The organism is Natroniella sp. ANB-PHB2 (genome assembly GCF_046097105.1).
GTDB lineage: Bacteria > Bacillota > Halanaerobiia > Halobacteroidales > Halobacteroidaceae > Natroniella.
Map to the genome: position 1 here is coordinate 2,373,447 of NZ_CP175562.1, position 23,325 is coordinate 2,396,771.

The 23,325-nt window shown below is 34.5% G+C and carries 19 protein-coding genes and 1 tRNA gene; 19 read left to right on the forward strand and 1 reads right to left on the reverse strand.

The window, feature by feature from the left end; genetic code table 11:
• The first annotated feature begins 6 nt into the window (after window positions 1-6).
• The 10 genes from ACKF5P_RS11845 (at window position 7) to ACKF5P_RS11890 (ending at window position 9,826) form a co-directional block, all read left to right on the forward strand.
• Window positions 7-798 (forward strand): IclR family transcriptional regulator, encoded by a 792-nt coding sequence (locus ACKF5P_RS11845; protein ID WP_408955396.1) that lies wholly within the window; start codon window positions 7-9, stop codon window positions 796-798.
• 329 nt (window positions 799-1,127) lie between these two features.
• Complete coding sequence (locus ACKF5P_RS11850) at window positions 1,128-2,147, forward strand: TRAP transporter substrate-binding protein (protein ID WP_408955397.1); 1,020 nt, start codon at window positions 1,128-1,130, stop codon at window positions 2,145-2,147.
• 119 nt (window positions 2,148-2,266) lie between these two features.
• Entirely contained in the window at window positions 2,267-2,722 is a 456-nt protein-coding gene (locus ACKF5P_RS11855; protein WP_408955398.1) for a TRAP transporter small permease, read from the forward strand.
• The gene (locus ACKF5P_RS11860) at window positions 2,723-3,997 is read left to right on the forward strand and encodes a TRAP transporter large permease (RefSeq protein ID WP_408955399.1); all 1,275 of its coding nucleotides are present in this window, start codon (window positions 2,723-2,725) and stop codon (window positions 3,995-3,997) included.
• A 12-nt stretch (window positions 3,998-4,009) separates the two neighbouring features.
• Window positions 4,010-5,272, forward strand: coding sequence for a nickel-dependent lactate racemase (gene larA / locus ACKF5P_RS11865; RefSeq protein WP_408955400.1), 1,263 nt, complete (start codon window positions 4,010-4,012; stop codon window positions 5,270-5,272).
• 37 nt (window positions 5,273-5,309) lie between these two features.
• Window positions 5,310-6,284 (forward strand): C-terminal binding protein, encoded by a 975-nt coding sequence (locus ACKF5P_RS11870; protein WP_408955401.1) that lies wholly within the window; start codon window positions 5,310-5,312, stop codon window positions 6,282-6,284.
• A gap of 69 nt (window positions 6,285-6,353) precedes the next feature.
• Entirely contained in the window at window positions 6,354-7,304 is a 951-nt protein-coding gene (locus tag ACKF5P_RS11875) for a sugar kinase (RefSeq protein WP_408955402.1), read from the forward strand.
• Between the two features lie 16 nt (window positions 7,305-7,320).
• A complete protein-coding gene (locus tag ACKF5P_RS11880) occupies window positions 7,321-7,977 on the forward strand; it encodes a bifunctional 4-hydroxy-2-oxoglutarate aldolase/2-dehydro-3-deoxy-phosphogluconate aldolase (RefSeq protein WP_408955403.1) in 657 nt (218 codons plus the stop codon).
• A 22-nt stretch (window positions 7,978-7,999) separates the two neighbouring features.
• A complete protein-coding gene (locus tag ACKF5P_RS11885) occupies window positions 8,000-8,449 on the forward strand; it encodes a YhcH/YjgK/YiaL family protein (RefSeq protein ID WP_408955404.1) in 450 nt (149 codons plus the stop codon).
• A 582-nt stretch (window positions 8,450-9,031) separates the two neighbouring features.
• Window positions 9,032-9,826, forward strand: a complete 795-nt coding sequence (locus ACKF5P_RS11890) for a transposase (protein WP_408955405.1) — start codon at window positions 9,032-9,034, stop codon at window positions 9,824-9,826.
• A gap of 631 nt (window positions 9,827-10,457) precedes the next feature.
• On the opposite strand, the gene ACKF5P_RS11895 is transcribed toward ACKF5P_RS11890, so the two are convergent.
• Complete coding sequence (locus ACKF5P_RS11895) at window positions 10,458-11,591, reverse strand: IS4 family transposase (RefSeq protein ID WP_408954597.1); 1,134 nt, start codon at window positions 11,589-11,591, stop codon at window positions 10,458-10,460.
• On the opposite strand from ACKF5P_RS11895, the gene ACKF5P_RS11900 reads away from it, so the two are divergent.
• The 9 genes from ACKF5P_RS11900 (at window position 11,575) to selD (ending at window position 23,323) form a co-directional block, all read left to right on the forward strand.
• Window positions 11,575-13,104, forward strand: a complete 1,530-nt coding sequence (locus ACKF5P_RS11900) for a methyl-accepting chemotaxis protein (protein WP_408955406.1) — start codon at window positions 11,575-11,577, stop codon at window positions 13,102-13,104. The two genes, ACKF5P_RS11895 and ACKF5P_RS11900, sit on opposite strands and share 17 nt — an antisense overlap.
• A 211-nt stretch (window positions 13,105-13,315) precedes the next feature.
• Window positions 13,316-15,037 (forward strand): dihydroxy-acid dehydratase, encoded by a 1,722-nt coding sequence (gene ilvD, locus ACKF5P_RS11905; protein WP_408955407.1) that lies wholly within the window; start codon window positions 13,316-13,318, stop codon window positions 15,035-15,037.
• 112 nt (window positions 15,038-15,149) lie between these two features.
• Window positions 15,150-16,484, forward strand: a complete 1,335-nt coding sequence (gene glnA, locus ACKF5P_RS11910; RefSeq protein ID WP_408955408.1) for a type I glutamate--ammonia ligase — start codon at window positions 15,150-15,152, stop codon at window positions 16,482-16,484.
• A gap of 211 nt (window positions 16,485-16,695) precedes the next feature.
• Entirely contained in the window at window positions 16,696-17,844 is a 1,149-nt protein-coding gene (locus ACKF5P_RS11915; RefSeq protein WP_408955409.1) for an aminotransferase class V-fold PLP-dependent enzyme, read from the forward strand.
• Window positions 17,845-17,978: 134 nt separating this feature from the next.
• Window positions 17,979-19,385 carry an L-seryl-tRNA(Sec) selenium transferase gene (gene selA / locus ACKF5P_RS11920; RefSeq protein WP_408955410.1) on the forward strand — a complete coding sequence of 469 codons (1,407 nt, stop codon included), beginning with the start codon at window positions 17,979-17,981 and terminating at the stop codon, window positions 19,383-19,385.
• A gap of 10 nt (window positions 19,386-19,395) precedes the next feature.
• Window positions 19,396-21,312, forward strand: coding sequence for a selenocysteine-specific translation elongation factor (gene selB / locus ACKF5P_RS11925; RefSeq protein WP_408955411.1), 1,917 nt, complete (start codon window positions 19,396-19,398; stop codon window positions 21,310-21,312).
• Between the two features lie 72 nt (window positions 21,313-21,384).
• Window positions 21,385-21,483: transfer RNA gene (locus tag ACKF5P_RS11930), tRNA-Sec, on the forward strand.
• Between the two features lie 26 nt (window positions 21,484-21,509).
• Entirely contained in the window at window positions 21,510-22,073 is a 564-nt protein-coding gene (gene yedF / locus ACKF5P_RS11935; RefSeq protein ID WP_408955412.1) for a sulfurtransferase-like selenium metabolism protein YedF, read from the forward strand.
• 206 nt (window positions 22,074-22,279) lie between these two features.
• A complete protein-coding gene (gene selD / locus ACKF5P_RS11940; RefSeq protein ID WP_408955413.1) occupies window positions 22,280-23,323 on the forward strand; it encodes a selenide, water dikinase SelD in 1,044 nt (347 codons plus the stop codon).
• The last annotated feature ends 2 nt before the right edge of the window (window positions 23,324-23,325 follow it).

The window sequence follows — 23,325 nt, forward strand, 5'->3', positions numbered from 1 at the left end:
ATTGTAATGAAGAAGAGACCAAGTAACTTAGTCAAATCTGTCGATCGGTCAATCAATATTCTTGAAGAGTTAGCAAAATATGAAGAGGGATTAGGAGTAACAGAATTAGGGAATAGGCTGGATATTCATAAGAGTTCGGTTCATAGAATGTTGTCAACTTTGGTTTATCGAGGTTTGGTAGAGCAGGATTCTAAAACTGGAAATTATAAACTTGGTTTAAAGATCTTTGAGCTGGGTAGTAAGATCTTTAATGATTTGGAGATTAGAGAGTATGCTAAACTATATTTAGAAGAGCTGGTTGAAAAGACTGGAGAAGCAGTTCACCTAGCAGTACTTGATCAAGGAGAGATTATTTATATTGATAAAGTTGAGAGTTCTAATACAATTAGAATGTACTCTCAAGTCGGTAAGAGGGCACCTGTTCATTGTACAGGTTTAGGTAAGGCAATTGTGGCTTATTCATCTGAAGAAGAAGTAGACAGAATAATAGAAACTAAAGGCTTACCAGAATATACTGAAAATACGATTACTGATCCTGAGCAGTTTAAGGAGAGGTTGGCTTTAATTAGGAAGAGAGGTTATGCTATGGATGAGATTGAACATGAATTAGGGATTCGTTGTGTAGCAGCACCAATCTTTAATTATAATGAAGAAGCAGTGGCTGCTGTTAGTGTTTCCGGGCCAACGATGAGGGTCAGTAAAGATAGAATAGATGAATTATCTAAGTTAGTCAGAGAAATAGGACTTAAGATTTCTCAACGGTTAGGATACAACTCTAGACAGTTAAATAATTATTAATTTCAAAAAAATTTAATTTCTTTGCAGGAATTTTGGATTTAATCTTTAATAAGTATATTATAAGATGACATAAGTCGACATAAACTGATATGACAAAACCATGTTTTGTCATAAGAAACATAACCATTTGATGCCTTTTTATTTCCCTAGATACAAAAACAGTGTTTTGTAATCAAAAACAAACTTAATAAGTTTATAAGTACGGGTTTTTTTGTAGGAAGTAGAGTTATGGAATGAATTAAAATGATGGAGGTGGTAAAGGTTTAATTAAATAGATTTAAAGCACTTAAAAATTAACTTTAAAATACTAAAGGGGGATATAATTAAAAATGTTTAATAAAAAATCTATGATGGTAGTATTAGTATTAACATTAACATTAAGTATGATGTTCTTAGTTGTTGGGTGTTCTTCTTCTACAGGGGAAGAAGAGGTTACTTTAAAAATTGCTAATTATTATGCCACAGATCATCCAGTAAATCAAAACTTAGAAGAAATATTTAAAACAATGGTAGAAGAAGAAACAGAAGGTAGAGTAGAGGTAGAAATTTATCCTAATAATCAATTAGGATCTGAGCAAGAGTTTATTGAAGGAGTACAAATGGGCAGTGTTGAAATGGCAATGACAGGAAACATGTGGGAAAATACTATTCCAGAATTCAGAATTATGCAAATGCCTTACATGTTTGTTGACTATGATCATGCAGATGAAGTATTAAATGGTCCAATTGGAGCCGATATTTATGAATACCTAGAAGATTTAGATGTTAAAGTATTAAATTCTTTCCCAAATGGTTTTAGAGTTATCTCAAATAATGAAAGAGCAATAGAATCTATTGAGGATACTGAAGGAATTGACTTGCGAGTATTTGAGGGTCAAACAATTATAGATATGATGGATAGATTAGGATTTGATGTTACTGTTATGGCAATGGATGAGGTATTTACTTCATTACAACAGGGTGTAATCGATGGACAAGATAACCCGCTTGCTACTAGTTACGATGCGGGATGGTATGAAGTTCAGGATTATGTGGCTATAACTAACCATATGTATAGTCCAGGATATATCGTAATTAACAAAGGTATCTGGAATGGACTTGCAGAGGAAGATCAGGAAGTTGTTCAGAAAGCTGCTGAACTTGCAGGAAATCAAATTAGAGATGATGTAATGGCTAATGATGAAAAAATTATTAAAAGTATTACTGCTGATGGAGTAGAAGTAACTTATCCAGAACTTGAACCATTCATGGAGAGAGTTCAACCAATTATTGGTGAGTTTATTGAAGAATATCCACATACTGAAGATATAATTAATGAGATTCAAGAAAAGGCTGAAGACTATCTCTAAAAAGGATTAGTATTAAATATATGGGAGCAATTTTGCTCCCATATATTTAATAACTAAAATGAAAGGGATGAATTATGAATAAATTTTTAAATTACGTATATAAGGGGATAGAAATTTTGATGATGGGACTGTTAGTATTTTTGGTAGGTATAGTCTTTACTAATATAGTTTCTCGTAGATTTTTTGGTGGTTCCCTTGTTTGGGTTGATGAAGTCAGTAGGTTATTATTTGTTTGGATTTCTTTGATAGCAATGGCTATTGGTTTTAGAAAAAGTTCACACCCATCTTTTTCGGTTTTGTTAGAGAAATTAGATGAAGAAAAAGCAAAGAAATTATTAATAGTGATTAATATTCTAATTTTAATTTTTCTATTTTATTTATTACAGGGAGGTATTGACTATGCTTTAAGATCGCAAGTGCAAAGAACATCTATTTTAGAGATTTCTGTTGCCTGGAAGTATGCTGCAGTCCCTGTAGCTACAGCTATAATGTTTATTGAATGTATAATTAAAACTATAAATTTATTTAAAAAAGATGAATTAAAAATAGAACATGAAACTAATGAGGTGATTTAATTGGCTGAACTTATTATCTTTTTATCTTCTTTAATAGGCTTTACAGTTATCGGGGTTCCTGTTGGTTTTGCAATTGGCTTAACTAGTCTTATATTGATGTTTTTTATGGGCATGGCCAATCCAATGGTGCTAGCAAGGCGAATGGTAACAGGAATTGACTCGTATACCTTATTAGCTATACCGTTTTTCATGTTGGCTGGAGAAATTATGAATAAAGCTGGTATAGTTCGTGATATACTAAAGTTTGCTAATGCTATAGTTGGTCGTTTAAAAGGTGGGTTGGCTTATGTGAATATAGTAGGGAGTATGTTATTTGCGGGGATTAGTGGTTCAGCTGTAGCAGATACATCTGCATTAGGTTCTTTGATAATTCCTATGATGGAGGAAGATGGATATGACAAGCCTTTTGCTTCGGCAATTACTTCTTCTTCTGCAATCATTGGTCCTATAATTCCGCCAAGTATTCCAATGATTATTTTTGGTTCTATTGCACAAGTATCTATTGCTAGATTGTTTTTAGGAGGAGCTATACCAGGTGTATTAGTTGGTCTTTCTTTAATGGGGGTAGCATATTTTACTTCTACAAAAAGAGACTACCCAGTCAGTGATAAGATTAATTTGAAAGAATTTTTAGGAGTTTGTAAGAAAACTATCTGGGCTTTAGTCTTACCAATGATTATCTTATTTGGGATAGTAGGAGGAATATTTACTGCAACTGAGGCTGGAGCAGTAGCTGTTGTTTATGGTGTTGTGATATCTTTTGTTGTGTATGACTTAACACTAGAAGATGTACCTGAGATATTGAGAGGAGCAGCTTTAAATACAGGAATAGTAATGTTGATTTGTGCTACTGCAATGGCTTTAACATGGTATCTTGCTACAGCTCAAGTTCCTCAAAATCTAACTCAGTTTTTGACAAGCCTTACTGAAAGTAGATTAGTCTTCTTATTTATATTAAATGTATTACTCTTCTTAGTTGGAATGGTTATTGATTTAACTCCTGCTTTATTTTTATTAGTACCAATTTTATTGCCTGTTAGTGCAACTTATGGGGTTGATCCTATTCACTTTGGGGTAATTATGGTTGCAAATCTATGTGTTGGTCTTACAACACCACCAGTAGGAACTGTATTATATGTTACTACCTCAATTTCTAAAATCAGTTTAGAAAAGTTGGTTAAAGAGTTATTACCAATGTATATTGTATTATTTATTGTATTATTGTTGATAACTTATGTTCCAGAAATAGTACTATGGTTGCCATCATTAATTTAGGAAGTGATATAAATGCAATTAGAATTTTACTATTCAGATATTGAAGGTGTTGAAATACCTACTGACAATTTTTTGGGTGTATTTAAGCCTAAGAAAAATGAGAATGACTTTGCTCTTGATGAATTGGTCTCAAAAGCTTTGGAAGAACCTATTGATACTAATAAATTAAACCAAGAATTAAAACCAGGGGATGAAGTAGTAATTTTATCTGATGATAATACTCGTGCTACTCCAGTTGATCAAATTTTACAGGTCTTATTACCTAAGCTTCACCAGTTAGGGATTAAGAAAGAAGGTATTACTATTTTGATAGCTTTAGGAACCCATCGACCAATGGAGCATGATGAAGTGGTTGCTAAATTAGGTACAGAAATAGTTGAAGAATATAATGTAATTAATCATCTATGGGATGAAGAGGATGAAAATATCTATTATGGAAAGACTTCTAAGGGGATAGAAGTTTGGGGAAATAGATTACTAAAAGAGTCTGATTATGTAATTGGAATTGGTCATATAGTTCCGCATAGGGTAGCTGGTTTTTCTGGTGGTGGAAAGATTGCTCAACCAGGAGTATGTACTGGTCAAACTACTGGAGAAACCCATTGGCTTAGTGCTTTAGTGCCAGGTAAAGATATTATGGGCCAAAGGGATAATTCAGTCAGGAAACAGATAGATGAATCAGCTCGACTAATGGGTTTAGATTTTATTATTAATGTGGTTCAGGATTTGAAAGAAGAAGTGGTAGGAGTATTTGCAGGTGATTTAGTTGAAGCTCATCGGGCAGGTTGTGAGTTAGCTAAAGACGTTTATGGGGTTGAGATACCTAAAGCTGATATTGTAATTACTGATTCTTATCCAGCTGATATTGAGTTATGGCAGGCTGCTAAAGGGGTTTATTCTTCCGATTTAGTAGTTAAAGAGGACGGTTATATTATTTTAGTAACACCTTGTCCAGAAGGAGTTGCAAAGACTCATCCAGAGATTGAAAAGTTTGGTTATTTATCTTTAAAAGATACCGAAGAGCTGGTAGAGAGTAAAGAATTAGAAGAGATGAGTGTAGCTGCTCATCTAGTTCATGTAGGTAGAGCTATTAAAGAAAAAGCAAATGGAATTCTAGTTTGTCCAAATATTTCTAAAGAAGTTAAAGAAGGGTTAGGTTTTATTCCAGCTGATTCTGTGCAAGAAGCACTAGAGTTCGCTTTAGATAAGAAGGGTCAAGATGCTTCTATTATTGCCATGTTACATGCTGGAGAAATTTTGCCGATTAACAAATAATTTTTGAAATAGATAAAATTTTTAAGGAGGAATAAATATGTCTAAATTTAAAGTATTAGTAACTGATTATGAATATGAAACTTTGCAGTATGAAGAGGAAGTGTTAGAGAAAGTTGATGCAGAATTTTTAAAAGCACAATGTAAGACAGAAGAAGATGTGATTGAAGCAGCACAAGATGTAGATGGTTTATTAGTTCAATATGCTCCGGTTGGTAAAAAGGTCTTTGAGTCATTACCAGATTTAAAGGTAGTAGCTCGTTATGGAGTAGGGGTTGATGTAGTTGATTTAGAAGCAGCTACTGAACATGGAGTTGCTGTAGTTAATGTTCCTGATTATTGTGAAGATGAGGTTTCAGATCAGGCATTTGCTTTATTAATGGCTTGTGCTAGAAAGACTGTTTTACTTAATACTGATGTCAAGTCAGGAAGTTGGGATTTCAATGTTGCTAAACCAATCCATCGTTTACGGGGTAGTACTTTAGGAATCGTTGGTTTTGGTAAGATACCACGTAAATTAGCAGAGAAGGCTAAGGCGTTTGGGTTTGAAATGTTAGTGTCTGATCCTTTCGTTGAGCAAGAGGTAGAGGAAGAATACGGTGTTCAATTAGTAGAGTTGGATGAATTAATGAAGAGATCAGATTATGTCTCTGTTCATGTGCCACTAAATGAGCATACCAAGCATCTGATTGGGGCCAAAGAATTTGAATTGATGAAGGAGTCAGCCTTTATAATCAATACTGCTCGTGGTGCTGTGCTAGATGAAGTAGCTTTAATTACAGCATTGGAGAATGACCAACTGGCAGGAGCAGGATTAGATGTAACTGAAGAAGAGCCGATTGCCAAAGATAGTCCATTACTAGAGATGGATAATGTAATTATCAATCCACATGTTGGTTGGTATTCTGAAGAAGCTCAGGCTGAATTACAGACTAAAGCTGCCCAAGGAGTAGCAGATGTACTGACTGGAAAAAATCCTAAATATTTAGTTAATCAAGAAGTAGTGACTGATTAATTTATTTTTGCTAATTAATTGAAACGATGTTTCGCATACAAAAACAAGTAATAGAATGAGGTGATGGCTATGTTAGAAGTAGTAACACTAGGTGAAACAATGGTAATGATGAACCCTGAAGAGACAGGTGATTTAAAGTATATTTATAATTATAAAAAGCAGCTAGGGGGAGCAGAGAGTAATTTTGCGATTGGATTAAATAGATTAGACCATCAAGTAGGATGGATTAGTAAATTAGGTGCTGACCCTCATGGAGAATATGTTAAATCATTTATACAAGGAGAAGGGGTAGATGTCTCCCAAGTTAAATCAATTGATGATGCACCAACTGGTTTGTTTTTTAAGGAAAGAAGAGAGTTAGGAGAGAGTAAGGTCTATTATTATCGTCATGATTCAGCAGCAAGTAGAATGGAGCCTACTGATTTGAGTGAAGAGTATCTTGCTCAAGCTAAATACTTACATTTGACTGGTATTACACCTGCCTTAAGTGAGTCATGTTACCAGACCATTTTGAAAGCAATTGAGATTGCACAAGAAAATGATGTTAAAATCTCTTTAGATCCTAACTTACGTTTGAAATTATGGAGTAAAGAGCGAATGAGAGAAGTAATGTTAGAGTTATTCAAAGAAGCTGATATCGTCTTACCTGGTATTGAAGAAGGTGAGATTTTATTAGGAACGGATGAGCCTAGTGAGATTGCTCAGCAGGTTTTGGATTTAGGGGTAGAGATTGTAGTAGTCAAATTAGGTGCTGAAGGTGCTTTAGTAGTAACTGAAGATACTAGTGAAAAGGTAGCAGGCTATCCAGTAGAAAGGGTTGTTGACCCGATTGGAGCTGGAGATGGATTTGCGGCTGGTTTTATTGCTGGACAGTTAAAAGGGTATGATTTGGTTGAATCAACTAAGTTGGCTAATGCAGTAGGGGCTTTTGCTACGACAGTGATTGGAGATGTAGAAGGTTTACCAACAATGGAGCAAATCAAAGTCTTTACTGGGCAAAAGAATGGAATAGATAGGTAAACTAGGGGGTGAAAATATGAAGAAGCAAGAAAATTTGAAGACTATACTTGACAGTGGGGTTATAGCAGTAATTAGGGGTATGGAAGTTGATAAGATGATAAAGGTTGTTGAGGCTTTACAAGAAGGTGGTATAAAAGCCTTGGAGATCACTTTAAATACCCCTGGTGCGTTAGATATGATTAAGGAATTAGCAGTTAAGTTAGAGGATACAGATGTAGTTGTTGGGGCTGGAACTGTATTAGATGGAGAGACAGCTCGAGCTGCTATTCTAGCCGGGGCAGAGTTTGTTTTTGCTCCTAATTTAAATTGCGATGTGATTGAGGTCTGTAACCGCTATGGAAAGATAGTAATTCCTGGGGTAATGACGCCAACCGAGATTGTCAATGCTTATCAAGCTGGAGCCGATTTGGTTAAGGTCTTTCCTGCTAAAGTTGTAGGCCCAGGGTTTATTAAGAGTGTTAAGGGGCCATTAGATCATATTCCAATGATGCCTACAGGTGGAGTAAACTTGGATAATGCAGCAGATTTTATTGAAGCGGGATCAGTTGCTTTAGGAGTTGGGGGTTCACTACTTGACCAAGAAGCAATTGATAATCAGAATTATGAAGTTTTAACTGAGAAGGCTAAGCAATTTGTGCAGATTGTAGAGGAGACTAGAGAGTCCTTAGCTTAAATTAGATGAGGAGGCAAAGAAGATGATTATTGATAGTTTAGAAAATGTTGCTGATTATAATATAACTGAAAGGTTAGAGAAGGCGTTTGCTTACTTACAGGAGAATGATTTTACAGAATTAGAAGCTGGCAAGTATGAAGTAGATGGAGAAGATATTTTTGCTATAGTTGATTCTTACCAAACTAAAGCTAAAGAAGATGGATTTTGGGAAGGGCATCGTCAGTATATTGATATCCAATATCTAGTAGAAGGAACTGAATTGATCGGTTACTCTAATTTAGAGCAGATGAATCTTCAAGAGTATAATGCAGATAAAGATTTAGCAGTATTTACAGGAGAAGGAGATTTTCTAAATTTAAAGGCAGGGGATTTTATGCTTCTTAGACCACAGGATATTCATATGCCTGGGATTGCTGTTAATGATGATAATCAAACAGCAAAGAAAGTTATTGTCAAGATCAAAGTGGATTAAATGGAGAGATTAAGAAGAAATTAATTCTAAAGTAAGTTTAAGGACATTTGTTAGCTTTTAATTAAGCAGATGTCCTTTATTTCTTTGCGATTATCTTTATCTGTAATTTAGTCAAATTTATACTTGAAAGAAAGTTTAGTATAAATAAGAATAATTAAGTACTTAGAAAGATCAAGAGATTTAAAAATGAGGTGGTATAATGGAGAAATTAAAAAAGTTAATTTTATTAATTAAACACCACTTTACAAGAAATCTAAATAATAAATACGACCAATCTCCTTTTTTGATATAATATCTTCGACCAAGAAGAATCAAGAAAGGAGAATCAGTCGCATGAATATTATATCAAATAATCAAAATAGTGTCTACTCTATCATCAAAAAATTTGCTAATTATTATCGTGATCTTTTCACTAAGAAGTCTTTTAAGATGTTCTTTTGGATTATAATTTCAATCATAAACTTTGATAAAATTCATTCTCTTAGATTCATTTGGAATAATTTCATCTCTAAGCATATGAATAGTAGCCTAAATTCCTTATATTACTTTTTCTCATATAGCAAATGGAGCTTAGAAAGCATGATGAAGAGAACAGTAAATTTAACTTTCAATATTATTCCAGAAGAACTTGAAAGTGAAAAAGTATTTCTAATTATTGATGATATTCTTCAAGAGAAATTTGGTAATAAATTCGCTGGTCATAATAGTTTTTTTGATCATGTTAGGCGTAATAATAGTAGCTATTTAAAAGGTAACACTTTCGTTTGTTTAGCTATATCTATACCTGTTTCTCAATCAGAGGATGGTATTGAATATAAAACAATCCCAATTGGTTTTAGGTTATATAAAAAAGATAAAAGTAAGCTAACTATTGCTAAAGAGCTAATAGATAACATTATAAAATTACTCAATGATAAAAGTGTCACTCTCCTTTGTGATTCATGGTATACCAAAGGTGATATTCTTAGTTGTGTTAAGGATCATGATAACCTAAAACTTATTGGTGCTGTTCGCCATGATACTGCTATCTTTGAATTACCTCCTCCACCAAATGGTAAAAGAGGAAGGAATCCTATCTATGGTAAAAAGTTAAACATTAAAGAATTAGACTACGAAAAAAATGGCGATTATTATCGAGCAACTAAACTGGTTAAAACAAGATTATTCAGAGATAAAACTATAGAAATTATGGTCACAGTAAAAGATATTGATGATTTTAAAAATCCTAGGGTATTCATTAATACTAATCCTAAAGAGTGTAAATTAGAAAAATTATCAAAACCAAAAGTTAGCAAAAAAGAGATGATGGTTTTGCTATTGGTTCTTTTACTGATTATGAAATACGCTGGGGTATTGAAGTTATATTTTATGAATTAAAAACATTTTGGTCTTTTGGTAATTATATGGTTCGTACAGAGCAAAGTATAGAAACATATATTAATCTTTTGGGATTAGTCTATACTTTTGTAAAGATTCTTCCCTTTTGGGTAGAAGAATTTAATGAATTAAATTCTTTAAGTCCTCAAGAAATAAAATCCCAGTTAGCCCTTTATATTAGGGAAGAGTTAATTTTAGATAGTTTCGTGTCTAAGCTCGAAAGCACAAAAATATATTCTGTTTTAAAGAGTAGTTTAAGTTGCTTTATTGATAAAAGAAAAGCTGCTTAGTAAAGTTGTAAAGTGGTGTAATTAAAGAGAAGTCAAAGTTATCAGGCACCTTTCTTTCTAAAATGAGTATAATCAAACAGTTACGTTTTGGTTTTGGAACTCTACTATTATTGATTATTTTTAGTGGAAGAATTATCTTCTATCACTATCGTTGCATTGTTAAAAAATATAGATTTACTAACTCAACCAAATCAAATTAGTAATCAAAAATTTATAACTTAGTAGACTTTTCAAAGTAATAATTACTTTGAAAGTAGTCATTGTTCTATATTAAAAGTAAAATATAGAATATATTTCTAGATGAAAGCCTATTAACCTAGGTTTTAGATAATAAAATTTTATCAACTACTGTTAATCCATCTATTCCAATTGAAATCATTTGTTGTAACTGAACAAATGGAATACTTTATCTTTCTAGTGAGCTTAAGTAAACTTCCTTTGAATTCAGATTCTTTTTCAAGTAATTTTAAAATTAAAAATAAGATTACAGCACTATAAATTTGTGTTAAAACAGCATTTTTATTTTGTCCAAAGAAGCTCTTTATTTTTAGATGCTGCTTGATCCATTTAAAAAATAACTCTATTTGCCACCGTTTTTTATACAGATAAGCTATTACATGAGCGTCCAAATCAAAGCGATTAGTTAAAATATCAATGGTTTTTTCATTGCCATTTCGATCAGTTGTTTTTACTTTAACTAATCTTATTTCCTGTTTCATTCTAGTTTTTGAAGTATGATCACCTAGCATTATATCAGCATCTAATATAACATTTGCTTCTTTATCTTTGGCATTTAAATCTAAAAATCTAATGATTTCAATTTTAGTATTAGATTTTGCTCTAGTTACAAAATAGATATCATTATCTATAAACTCATCAAACTTTTGATACTTTATATAAGCTCTATCAAAGAGATAAGTATAGCTAGGGTTAAAGGTCAGATTATCAAATATTTCTTTGTCATGAATTATAGCATCGCTTATTATTATATTTTCTGGGGCATTAGTATTCAAATCATATAAAGTATGAAGTTTAATTCCACCTTTAGTGCTTCTAAATTTAGCCCAAGGAAATAATGACAAACATAAACTTATAGTTGAAGAATCTAAGATTTTCACAAAACCAATTTCTTTTAAAGTTTCTTGAAGCCCTTTATTAGCGTTAAGCTTATCAAATAGGTGTTGGAAAATTTCAAAGAATATCTCATGAGGTCTACTTTCATTTTTACGAGATAACTGAGATTTGCTTATTTTAGGTAATGTTCTATTTAGTTGATTATTATTTTCTAAATCACAAATAAAATCTTCTAGACTTTCTTTTTTAGTAAGATGAAAATAAAGTAGGTATAATAGATGAACTTCTGTTGTTAATTTATGAACCTTATAATCTGAGTTATATTTATCAATTAGACCTTTCAAAAAGTTTCTATCAATAACATCTAGAAGTTTAGTCAAAAGTATGGTACAATTATTCATGATTTCATCTCCTTTGATTTCATGGATTTTGTACTGGGGGGTACGTATCCATTTAATCAAAGGAGTTTTATTTTTTCAAGAACTTTTTATAAAAAACGATGCAACGCTAGTGATCTTCTATAATAATTACCACATTAATAATCAAATTGAAGAATTAAATCAGAGAATAATTCCAGTAGTAGAGATTAATGAAGAAATTATTCAGGAGTTGAATCAAAGGGAAAATAATATTTATCGTTGGCAAGCAGGTTTAGGGCCTTTAGATTTAGAGCAAGGAAGATTAGAAGATAGTTTTAGAAGGCTAGAAGAGCAGATAGAGGATCCAGATTTAGTTGGAGTTATAGATGACCTTTATCAATCCAATAATGAGCTAGAAGAAATTCAAAATTTATACTCTTCTGAAGCAAATTCTACAGAAAGAGGTAATATTTTATCTAACATAAGATGGCTAAATTATAGAATTAATCACCTTAATACTCGCTTAAGCAATTATAATTGGGGTAGGTTGGATAATACAGCAGATTATATTCTTTATACTTCCAAGCAAGGTAGAAATATTGTCATAATTTTAACTTTAGTTAGTCTTATAATTGGCGTTAGTATAGGTCTTCTTATTAACCGTGGTGTTAATAAGATAACATCTAATGTACAGGATAAGACTTTTGATACTTCAACTAAGATAGAGGAGGTATCTAGTTCTGCTCAGAATATGAAGAAGATCGCTGATGAGGTGAATGATGATTTAACTAAAGCAGTAGCTACGATTCAAAATTTAGCTGTTGGAAATGATGAAGTAGCAAAAGCAAGTAATGAGGTATCAATTTCTATTCAAGAAGTATCTAAGAGGATAGAGCAGTTATCTAGTCAGTCAGAGGTTATTTCTCAGGCTGGTCATAATACTTATCAGATAATTAAAGAAGCAAATGATGGTATTGAGATGGTAGAGGAATCTATAAATAATATTGTTGAAGTAATTCAAGAATTAGATCAAAGTATTGATAAGATTGGTAATATTCCCGATGAGATTATAAAAATAGCAGACCAGACTAATTTATTAGCCTTAAATGCAGCAATTGAAGCTGCAAGGGCAGGAGAAGATGGACAAGGATTTACAGTAGTAGCAGAAGAGGTTAAAGGTTTAGCAGATGAAAGTATTCAAGCAACTAAAGAAGTGCAGTCTATTATCTCTGAAGTGGAAAAGGCATCAAATAAGGTAATATCAGCAATGATTACAGGAGATGGCTTAAAGAATAAGAGTATAGTAGATACTTTTGCTAAGGTTAAAGAATTGTTTAAAGAAGTTAGCAATAATATGGATGATGTTATTGAATCTACTGAAGTTCAAGTTACTGCTACCCAAGAGATAAGTGCTTTATCTCAACAGATTTCAGCTTCTAGTGAAGAAGTTGTAGCTCAGACTCAAGAATCTTTAAGTTCAACTGAGAATCTAACTGAGTTAATAGAAGAGGTTAATAACCTAAATGCTAAATTATACTTAGAGATTAAGGAGTAGGTTAAAGAGTCTCAAGAGCAACAAAGCTTAATTGAGCAGGTAATAAAAATAAATCAAAGACTGAATTAGTTTTAAGATATTCTATCGAGATGGTTATTTTTAAAGATAGAGATTGATGGAGGACTTATTACAGCACTAGAAGATGGTGATATTATTCCGAAGCGATAAATTTAAATTAAGGTATATTAATTATTAATTATGAGGTGATAAGATGCTAAAAAGTCAGCAGTTAAGGAAAATAGGGCCGGAGATAGATGCTTTACGACTAGGAACAGGTTGGAAAGAAGAAGAGCTGTCTCAACCTCAAATTTTAGTAGATAGTACTTATGGGGCAAGCCATCCTGGAAGTGTTCACTTGGATCAAGTGGTTGCTAAAATATCTGAAGGCATCAAAAAAGTAAATGCTAAACCAGCAGAATTTACTGTAACTGATATTTGTGATGGAGTAGCACAGGGTCATGATGGGATGAATTATTCTTTAGTCTCTCGAGAGATGATTGCTAATATGGTAGAGATTCATGCGTTGGCCCATCCTTATGACGGAGTGGTTTTATCCTCCTCTTGTGATAAGGCCATTCCTGCTCATTTGATGGCAGCAGCTAGAGTGAATATGCCAACAATTCATGTACCAGGTGGTACTATGAGTCCAGGTAAAGGTGGTTTGACTTTAGAGAAGGTTGGAACTTATGCTGTTCAATTAGAACGGGGAGAGATCAGTGAAGAGGAATTTACAAAGATACAGGCAGAAGCTTGCCCTAACTGTGGTTCTTGTCAGTTTATGGGGACGGCTAATACAATGCAGGTGATTGCTGAAGCGTTAGGTTTAGCTTTACCTGGCTCTGCTTTGGCTCCTACTCAAGATGAGATAGTTAATAATTTTGCTCATAAAGCAGGAGTGCAGATTTTAGATTTAATTGAGAAGGATATTAAGCCTAGTGATATTTTGACTAAAGAATCTTTTGAAAATGCAATTGTTCTTCATGCAGCAGTAGCAGGTTCAACTAATGCTTTATTACATCTGCCAGCAATTGCTCATGAAGCTGGAATTGAAATTGAACCAGAATTATTTGATCAAATTCATCGTAAAACTCCTTATTTAGCTAATGTAATTCCAAGTGGCCAGTATGCTTGTGAGTTCTTATGGTATGCAGGTGGAGTTCCAGCAATAATGGAAGAACTTAAAGAGTTATTGCACCTTGATGTGATGACAGTGACAGGTAAAACTTTAGGTCAAAATTTAGCTGAACTTAAAGAAGATGGCTTCATTGAAGAGTGCCAAGTTCAGTTTAAAGAAAATTATGATTTAAAGGTAAGTGATGTATTAAAAGGTAGAGAAGAGCCTTTGTCAGATGAAGGGGCAGTAGCTATCTTAACAGGAAATTTGGCCCCTGAGGGAGCAGTTGTTAAACACTCAGCAGTTGCAAAAGAGATGCATCAGCATGTTGGCCCAGCGCGGGTCTTTGATTGCGAAGAGGATGCTAAAGAGGCAATTATTACTAGAGAGATTGAACCAGGCGATGTAATCTTTATTCGTTATGAAGGGCCAAAAGGTAGCGGAATGCCTGAGATGTTCTATACAACAGAAGCACTTGCTTCTGACCCTGAATTGGTATCTACAACAGCATTGATTACAGATGGTCGCTATTCTGGAGCTACTAGAGGGCCAGCAATTGGCCATCTTTCACCAGAAGCAGCTGCTGGCGGGCCAATAGCATTAGTAGAAGATGGAGATTTAATCAAGATTGATATTTCTGCTCGAAGATTAGAAGTTGTAGGGATAGCAGGGGAAGAAGCTGATCCAGAAAAGATAGCTAAGACTTTGGCTCAACGGAAGGAAGAATGGATAAAACCAGATTTAGGGGCTAAAAGAGGTGTGTTGGCCCAATATGCTAAATTAGCAACTTCCCCAATGAAGGGGGGCTATATGGGGTAAATTAATTGTGAAAAAAACTTTGATTAAAACTTAACATAAACTTGACACCCAATACTTTCTCTGTTAATATTAACACATATAAATTTAAAATGAAATTCAAGGAGGAAGTAGTGTGAGTAAGTTGAGTAAGGATGATGTATTACAACAGGCCAAAGAACTGAATGTTAAATTTATCAGATTACAATTTACTGATATTTTAGGGGTTATTAAGAATGTAGCGATTACGCTTGAACAATTAGAAGAAGCACTAGATGGAGAAGTTATGTTCGATGGGTCATCAATTGATGGCTTTACTCGGATTCAAGAATCTGATATGTATTTAAAACCAGATTATGATACATTTACGGTCTTTCCGTGGAGACCGAAGGTTGGAGGTTCAGTGGCTCGTTTGATCTGTGATGTTTATACTACAGATGGAAAGCCGTTTACAGGTGGGCCAAGGAATGTCTTGAAGAAGGTTTTGAAAGAAGCAGAAGAGATGGGTTATACAATGTATGTTGGCCCGGAGCCAGAGTTTTTCTTGTTTGAGAAGGATGAAAATGGAGCACCAACGACAATTACTAATGATCAAGGTGGTTATTTCGATTTAGGGCCATCGGACTTAGGTCAAGATACTAGACGAGATATTGTCTTAGCACTAGAGAAGATGGGTTTTAATGTAGAAGCTTCTCACCATGAAGTAGCACCTGGTCAACATGAAATTGACTTTAAGTATTCCGATGCTCTAACGGCAGCAGACAATATTGCTACCTTTAGGTTTGTTACTAAAGCAATTGCTAATGAGCATGATTTACATGCTACTTTTATGCCTAAGCCGATCTTTGGTGAGGCAGGTTCAGGGATGCATATGAATCAATCTCTATTTAAGGGCCAAGAGAATGCTTTTTATGATCCAGATGATCGATTGGGTTTAAGTCAGGTTGCTTATTATTATATTGGTGGATTAATTAAGCACGCTAAGGCAATGACAGCAATTACTAATCCAACTGTCAACTCTTATAAACGCTTAGTACCTGGGTATGAAGCACCAGTTTATATTGCTTGGTCAGCCTCTAATCGAAGTGCATTGGTTAGGATTCCAGATGCTAAAGGTTTAGGGACAAGGGTTGAGTTGAGAAATCCTGATCCTTCTGCCAATCCTTATTTAGCCACAGCTGTGATGTTGAAGGCAGGATTAGATGGGATTAAAAATAAGATCGAGCCTCCTAAAGAGGTTATTGATAATATATATGATATGAATAAATGTGAAAAAGAAGATGCTTGTATTGATAGTTTACCAGGAGATATTAATGTAGCAGTGCAGTATTTATTACGGGATGAAGTGATTAAAGAAGCATTAGGAGAGCATGTACTTAACCGTTTTGTAGAAGCTAAGCAGATAGAATGGGATGTCTATCGAACTCAGGTTCATCAGTGGGAATTAGATCAGTATTTAAAGGTCTTTTAACTTAAGAAAAAAAGAGCATTCTTTCTGACAGAATTTAAAATTGTCAGAGAGGATGTTTTTATTTTTAAGAAATTTAAATAAAATAATCAACCTTAGCTTAGTCTTAGTCTATACTCGAAGGTTTTTTGGTTGATAGTAAAAAAATTTGATCCTTAGAAAAGAATTTTATAAACTAAGAGATAAACTAATTAATGAAGGAGTCAATTTAAATATGATCTATTTAAATAATGCTGCTACAACATGGCCTAAACCGGAGCAGGTCTATCAAGAAGTGGATAATTTTTTTAGAAAGTTTGGAATGAACCCTGCTCGAACAGGTAGAGCAGGAATGACTGAGGTTGAAAGAATGGTCTTTGCAGTTAGAGAAAAGGTAGCTAATTTTTTTAATATCGAAGACTCTTCACGAGTCATCTTTACCTCTGGTGCTACTGAATCATTGAATTTGGCGATTAAAGGTCTATTAAAATCAGGAGATCATGTAATTACTACCTGTTTTGAGCACAATTCGGTATTGCGACCATTAAAGAAATTAGAAGAGAAACGAGGAATTGAATTATCAGTAGTTGACCTCAATCATGCTGGAGAGTTGGACTTAGTTCAGCTAGAAAAAGAGGTTAAGCATAATACGAAGTTGATTGTGACTACTCATGCTTCTAATGTAACTGGAAGAATGGTAGACATAGAGAAAATAGCTCAAATAGCTACCAAAAATAATCTAATTTATCTACTTGATGCTGCTCAAACAGCAGGCGTTTTTTCCCTTGGTTTATCAAATTTTAAGATAGATTTGTTGGCTGTACCAGGCCATAAGTACTTATATGGTCCACCAGGAATAGGTGTGTTGTATCTTGCTGAAGGGATTGAGCTCGATACTTTGTTAGAAGGGGGAACGGGAAGCAATTCTTTAGCTACTTTCCAGCCTGAACTTTTGCCTGATAGATTTGAAAGTGGGACTGCTAATATAACTGGAATTGCAGGTTTGGGAGCAGGAATTGATTTTGTGAAAAGGATTGGTATTGATAAGATCAGAAAGAAAGAATTAACACTAACATCTTACTTATTAGAGGAGTTACAAGCTATTTCTGAGGTGATAATTTATGGATTAAAGACTACTAAAGATCGAGCTCCAGTAGTGGCCTTTAACCTTAGAGATAAAGATTCAGCGGAGGTTGGTCATCTCTTACAACAAAAGTATGGTATTATTGTTCGTAGTGGATTGCATTGCGCCCCTGTAATTCATCACAGGCTAGGAACAGATGAGCAAGGGATGGTCAGGGTTAGCTTTGGTTATTTTAATACACAACAGGATGTGGAGCAGCTACTTGTTGCGTTGAAAGAAATAGTTTCTGAAAGGCTCTGAAAGGCATTGGATAATGAATAATGAATATTGAATAATGAGTAGTGAGAAAAAATAGACCAGAAAGACTTTTGCTTTTTAACTATTAAATATTCAATGTTAAGTATTATCTCTACTTTAATTGAAAGGAGGCAACAATGAAACAAGAAATCTTACGCCAAATACCTGCTGTCAATGATCTGTTGAATGCTGAATTAGGAGAGAAATTAATTGAAGATTATTCACATCAATTAGTGGTTGATGCTATTCGAGAGATAACAGCTGAGATTAGAGAAGAAGTATTAGCTATTGCTGAAGAGGATTTAGAGGTAATGGAGTTTGACTTATCTTCTAGATCAATTCTACTCCAAGTAGAAGAGCATTTACAAGGGAAAGATCGATTGATTTTATCTCCTGCGATTAATGCTACTGGAGTTGTGCTCCATACTAATTTGGGTCGTTCCTTATTATCTGATAAGGCTCAACAAGCAGTGCTTGATGTAGCTGATAATTATTCAACCTTGGAAGTAGATGTAGATACAGGAAAGCGTGGTTCTCGATATAATAATATTAAAGAGATCTTAGCTGAATTGACCGGTGCTGAAGATTGCTTAGTGGTTAATAATAATGCTGCTGCTGTTTTATTGGCTTTAAGTAGTCTGGCTGATGGTCAAGAAGTGATAATTTCGCGGGGACAACTGGTAGAGATAGGTGGTTCATTTAGGATACCAGATGTGATGGAGCGAAGTGGAGCTAAGCTGGTAGAGGTAGGTAGTACCAATAAGGCCCATCTACGTGATTATCAACAAGCTATTACAGAGGAGACAGCTTTATTATTAAGGGTACATACTAGTAATTATAAAATCTTAGGTTTTACTAAAGAAATTGAACCGCAAGAGTTGGTAGAGTTGGCCCATCAGAATGGTTTACCTGTACTTGAGGATTTAGGTAGTGGGATCTTTGTTGATTTGACCGGTGATGGTTTAAGTTATGAACCTACAGTTCAAGATAGTCTAGAGGCTGGGGTTGATGTTGTTACCTTTAGCGGTGATAAGTTATTAGGAGGGCCACAAGCGGGAATTATTGTTGGTAAGCAAGAATATATTGAAGAGATGAGAAGTCATCCTTTAACGAGAGCATTACGGATTGATAAATTCAGTTTAGCTGCTTTAGAGGCAACCTTGAAGGAGTATCGAGATTTAGAGCGGGCCAAAGAGAGAATTCCAACTTTAAGAATGCTAACAACTCCGCCAACAGCTCTAAGAAAGAAAGCTGAAGAGTTATTGGGCCAACTATCTAAAGTAGTTTCAGAGTCTTTTAAGTTAGAGTTGAGAGAGGGTATTTCAAAAGTAGGTGGAGGTTCATTTCCTTTAGAGAAGTTAACGACTTATCTGATTGAACTACAACATCAACAGCTATCAACAGAGCAGTTGGCTATGAAGTTAAGAAAGAACTATCCACCAATCTTTACTAGAGTAGCTAATGATGCTGTTATATTTGATCTGCGGACGATTCAACAGCAGGATTATCAAATTATAGTAGAAGCAGTTGGATCTTTGCCTTAGGAGGTGTACTATGAGTGAGAAGAATCTGATTATTGGGACTGCTGGACATATAGATCATGGTAAGACTACTTTGATTAAGGCTTTAACTGGAATTGATACAGATAGATTAGAGGTAGAGAAGGAGCGAGGAATCTCTATTGAATTGGGTTTTGGTTATTTAGAGTTAGAAGGTGGCTTGCGGATAGGAATTATTGATGTGCCAGGGCATGAAAAGTTTATTAAGAATATGTTGGCTGGAGCAGGTGGAGTTGATCTGGCTTTATTGGTGATTGCTGCTGATGAAGGATTTATGCCACAAAGTGAAGAGCATTTAGCTATTTTAAATTTATTAAATGTAGAAGCAGGTATGATTGTTGTAACTAAAAGTGATTTGGTTGAAAAAGAGTGGTTAGAGTTAGTCATTGAGGAGATTAAAGAAGCGGTTGTTGGTACATTCTTAGAAGGGGCATCAATTCTACCTGTATCTGCTACCGAAGGGATAGGAATTGAGCAATTAAAGAGAGAAATAAGTGGGTTGGTTGATAATTTATCTGCTAAAGGTATTAATGAGAATGCTTATTTATCGATTGATCGGGTCTTTTCTTTACAAGGACATGGTACAGTTGCAACGGGAACTTTAAGTAAAGGAAGGATAGAAGTAGATGATAGGTTGATGATCTATCCTCAGCAAAGGGAGGTTAGAGTACGGAGTTTGGAGGTTCATAATCAACAGGTGACAGAGGCTTTATCTGGTCAGCGGGTAGGGATCAACTTAGCTGGGATAGAAACAGATGAGATTGAGCGGGGAGATGTTTTAGCGACAGCAGAGAGTTTGGCCCCAACTGAATATTTAGATGCTCAGTTAAGGTTATTGCCATCTGCTCCTATAATAATAGAGCCTGGAGAGAGGATTAGACTTTATTTAGGGGCCAAAGAGGTTTTAGGTAAGATATATCCCTTAAATAAAAAAGAAATCTATCCTGGAGAAGAGGTTTTTGTTCAATTCAGATTAGAAGAAGAGGTTGTAGCTGATTTTAAGGAAAGGTATGTACTTCGATGGCGTTCTCCTATGGATTTGCTTGGTGGAGGAGAGATCCTTGCTTTGAATCCTCCTTATCACAACCATCTTGGGCAGGAACTTATTGAAGATTTAAAGATTAGAGCTGAAGGAAGCTTAGAAGAAATAATTGAGTTAACTTTAAGAGGAGCTAAGAGTGAACCATTGAGTAGTAAGGATTTAGTTAAGGAGACTGCCTTGGCTGTTGAGCGGTTAAGAGAGATTTTAGTAGAGTTGAAAAGAGAGGGTAGAGTTATTGAATTTGATGTAGGTCAGGAGTCTAGTTGGTTAGATAGCCAGAGTTATCAACAACTGAAGGAGGAAGTTTTAGAATACTTGGCCCATTATCACCAACACTACTATTTACAACCTGGAATGACCAAAGAAGAGTTGAGGACTAAGTTATCCTTAAAGTTAGATACCAATCAATATGATCAATTATTAACTGATCTAGAAGTGGAAGGGTTGATAGTTATTGCTGGTGCTCAGCTTAAATTAGCCGATTTTGAGATTGAGTTTGGCCCTCAAGAGCACCAGATTAAAGAAAGAGTAATTAATCTATTTACAGAGAAGAAGTTTAGCCCTCCTAAAGCAGCAGAAGTCTTGATTAAGTTTGATGAGCAAAAGTTAGCTAAAAGAGTCTTTGAATCTTTAATAGCTACCGGAGAGCTGGTTGAATTAAGTAGTGAGCTTTATTTTCACAGGAGTGCTTTAAAGGAAGCAGAAGAGAAGTTAAAGAATTATTTAAGCCAACAGATGAGTATAGAGGTAGGAGAATTTAGAGATTTATTAGCGAGTAGTAGGAAATATACTCTACCCTTATTAAGGTATTTTGATCAGCAAGGTCTAACAGTTAGACGAAAGGATGAGAGGGTTTTAGCTAATAAATAAGTCCTGTTTTTTAACTCTTTATCTTTACAAATTAATTATGATCTATTATAATTAAAGAATAGATAGTAATAAGGGGATAGCTGTATCCATGGTGGATATCTCGGACTTCAAATCCGATGGCAGGCAGCTTGAGTTGTCTGTGGTGGGTTCGATTCCCACATATTCCCGCCAATCTAAAATTTAGAGGTGATAAGCCTATGAAGAAGATAGATGCTCGTGGAATGGATTGTCCTCAACCAGTAATTGAAACTAAGAATGCTTTACAAGATTATGAAGAATTAACTGTACTTATTGATAATCAAGTAGCAGCAGATAATGTTACTAAATTAGCCAAAAAGCTAGGTTGTAAGGTTAATCGAGTAGAAGATGGCAGTGATTATAAATTAATTTTAAGAAAAGATTCAGTTAAACAAAAAGTAACAACTGAGAGCGAAAAGGTTTATTTTATTAAATCAGATCAGCTAGGAACAGGTGCTGAAGAGTTAGGGAAGCTATTAATTAAAGGATTTATTAATACATTATTAGAGCTAAAGCCTTTACCTAGTAAGGTTATTTTTATCAATTCTGGAGTTAAATTAGCTACTTTAAATCAGGAAGTGAAGAGAAATCTAGTTAGACTAGAAGCAGAAGGTGTCGATATTTTAGCCTGTGGAACCTGTTTAGATTATTATGAGTTGAAGGAAGATTTAGAGGTTGGTAGTATCAGTAATATGTATGAAATAGTCGATATCTTAAATCAAGCTGAGGTAGTTGTGGTTTAATAAAAGTATATAGGATAACAATGCCAACTTACTACTTATTTAAGGTAGTAAGTTTTTTATTATTTTTATTAGGAAATAGTGTAGCTTAGAAAAAGGGAACCACGAATGAGCACGAATTAACATTAATAAAAAATTAACAACTTATAAATATAGGTATGTTAGAAAAACTTTTATAAATTATAAATTGCTTTTCAGGGGGTGTTAAAATGTCTAAAATTCGCTTAACACAATATAGTCAGACTTCTGGTTGAGCTGCTAAGATGAGTCCTCAGACTCTATCGCAAGTTTTGCGACAAGTTGAACATGAAACTAAGAATGAGAATTTAATAGTTGGATTGGATAGTCCTGATGATGCTGCTGTTTATCAACTAGATCAGGAACAGGCATTAATTCAATCGGTCGATTATTTTACTCCGGTTGTTGATGATCCGTATCTATTTGGACAGATTGCAGCAGCTAACTCTTTAAGTGATATTTATGCTATGGGAGGTAAGCCTTTAACAGCTTTAAATATTGTTGGATTTCCTAACTGTTTACCAGATGAGGTGCTGGTTCAGATCTTACAAGGAGGAGCTGATAAGGTAGCAGAAGCAGGGGCAATTATAGCAGGAGGGCATACAATTCAAGATGATGAACCTAAGTATGGACTATCGGTAACTGGGATTGTAAAGCTAGATAACTTAATTACTAATGCTGGTGCTCAAGTTGGCGATAATTTGGTCTTGACTAAGCCATTAGGGATGGGGATTATGACGACTGCGATTAAAGGTGGGTTGGCCCGTGGTGATTTAGATAATCCTGTAATCAAGGCAATGGCTACTCTAAATGATAAACCAGTACAGGTAATGAAGGATATAGGAGTTAATGCCTGTACAGATATTACGGGGTTTGGTTTATTGGGTCACCTATGGGAGCTGGCTGTAGAGAGCAAGGTTGGAGTTAGGTTATTTGCTGAAGAAGTACCTACTTTTGTTGGAGTTTTAGATTATGCTGAGATGGGTTTAGTACCTCAGGGAGCTTATAGCAATCGGGAATATTTAGAGGAACATATTGAATATAAAGTAGAGTTATCGGAGGCATTAACCGATCTCTTATTTGATCCGCAGACTTCAGGAGGTTTGTTGATCTCTGTTGAGGAAGAAAAGACAACAGATCTGTTAATTGAGTTATATGCTCAAGGGGTAGATGATGCAACTGTGATAGGTCAGGTGATTGATAAAGAACCCCAAATAGAAATTAAGAAGAGATAAGG

Coding starts and splice junctions, on each gene's coding strand:
- ACKF5P_RS11875 (WP_408955402.1), top strand. CDS start 6,354: ATGTTAGAAGTAGTAACACTAGGTGAAACAATGGTAATGATGAACCCT.
- yedF (WP_408955412.1), top strand. CDS start 21,510: ATGAAGAAGATAGATGCTCGTGGAATGGATTGTCCTCAACCAGTAATT.
- ACKF5P_RS11895 (WP_408954597.1), bottom strand. CDS start 11,591: ATGAATAATTGTACCATACTTTTGACTAAACTTCTAGATGTTATTGAT.
- ilvD (WP_408955407.1), top strand. CDS start 13,316: ATGCTAAAAAGTCAGCAGTTAAGGAAAATAGGGCCGGAGATAGATGCT.
- ACKF5P_RS11855 (WP_408955398.1), top strand. CDS start 2,267: ATGATGGGACTGTTAGTATTTTTGGTAGGTATAGTCTTTACTAATATA.
- selB (WP_408955411.1), top strand. CDS start 19,396: ATGAGTGAGAAGAATCTGATTATTGGGACTGCTGGACATATAGATCAT.
- ACKF5P_RS11915 (WP_408955409.1), top strand. CDS start 16,696: ATGATCTATTTAAATAATGCTGCTACAACATGGCCTAAACCGGAGCAG.
- ACKF5P_RS11885 (WP_408955404.1), top strand. CDS start 8,000: ATGATTATTGATAGTTTAGAAAATGTTGCTGATTATAATATAACTGAA.
- ACKF5P_RS11880 (WP_408955403.1), top strand. CDS start 7,321: ATGAAGAAGCAAGAAAATTTGAAGACTATACTTGACAGTGGGGTTATA.
- ACKF5P_RS11845 (WP_408955396.1), top strand. CDS start 7: ATGAAGAAGAGACCAAGTAACTTAGTCAAATCTGTCGATCGGTCAATC.
- ACKF5P_RS11900 (WP_408955406.1), top strand. CDS start 11,575: ATGGTACAATTATTCATGATTTCATCTCCTTTGATTTCATGGATTTTG.
- ACKF5P_RS11890 (WP_408955405.1), top strand. CDS start 9,032: ATGAAGAGAACAGTAAATTTAACTTTCAATATTATTCCAGAAGAACTT.
- ACKF5P_RS11870 (WP_408955401.1), top strand. CDS start 5,310: ATGTCTAAATTTAAAGTATTAGTAACTGATTATGAATATGAAACTTTG.
- selA (WP_408955410.1), top strand. CDS start 17,979: ATGAAACAAGAAATCTTACGCCAAATACCTGCTGTCAATGATCTGTTG.
- ACKF5P_RS11850 (WP_408955397.1), top strand. CDS start 1,128: ATGTTTAATAAAAAATCTATGATGGTAGTATTAGTATTAACATTAACA.
- larA (WP_408955400.1), top strand. CDS start 4,010: ATGCAATTAGAATTTTACTATTCAGATATTGAAGGTGTTGAAATACCT.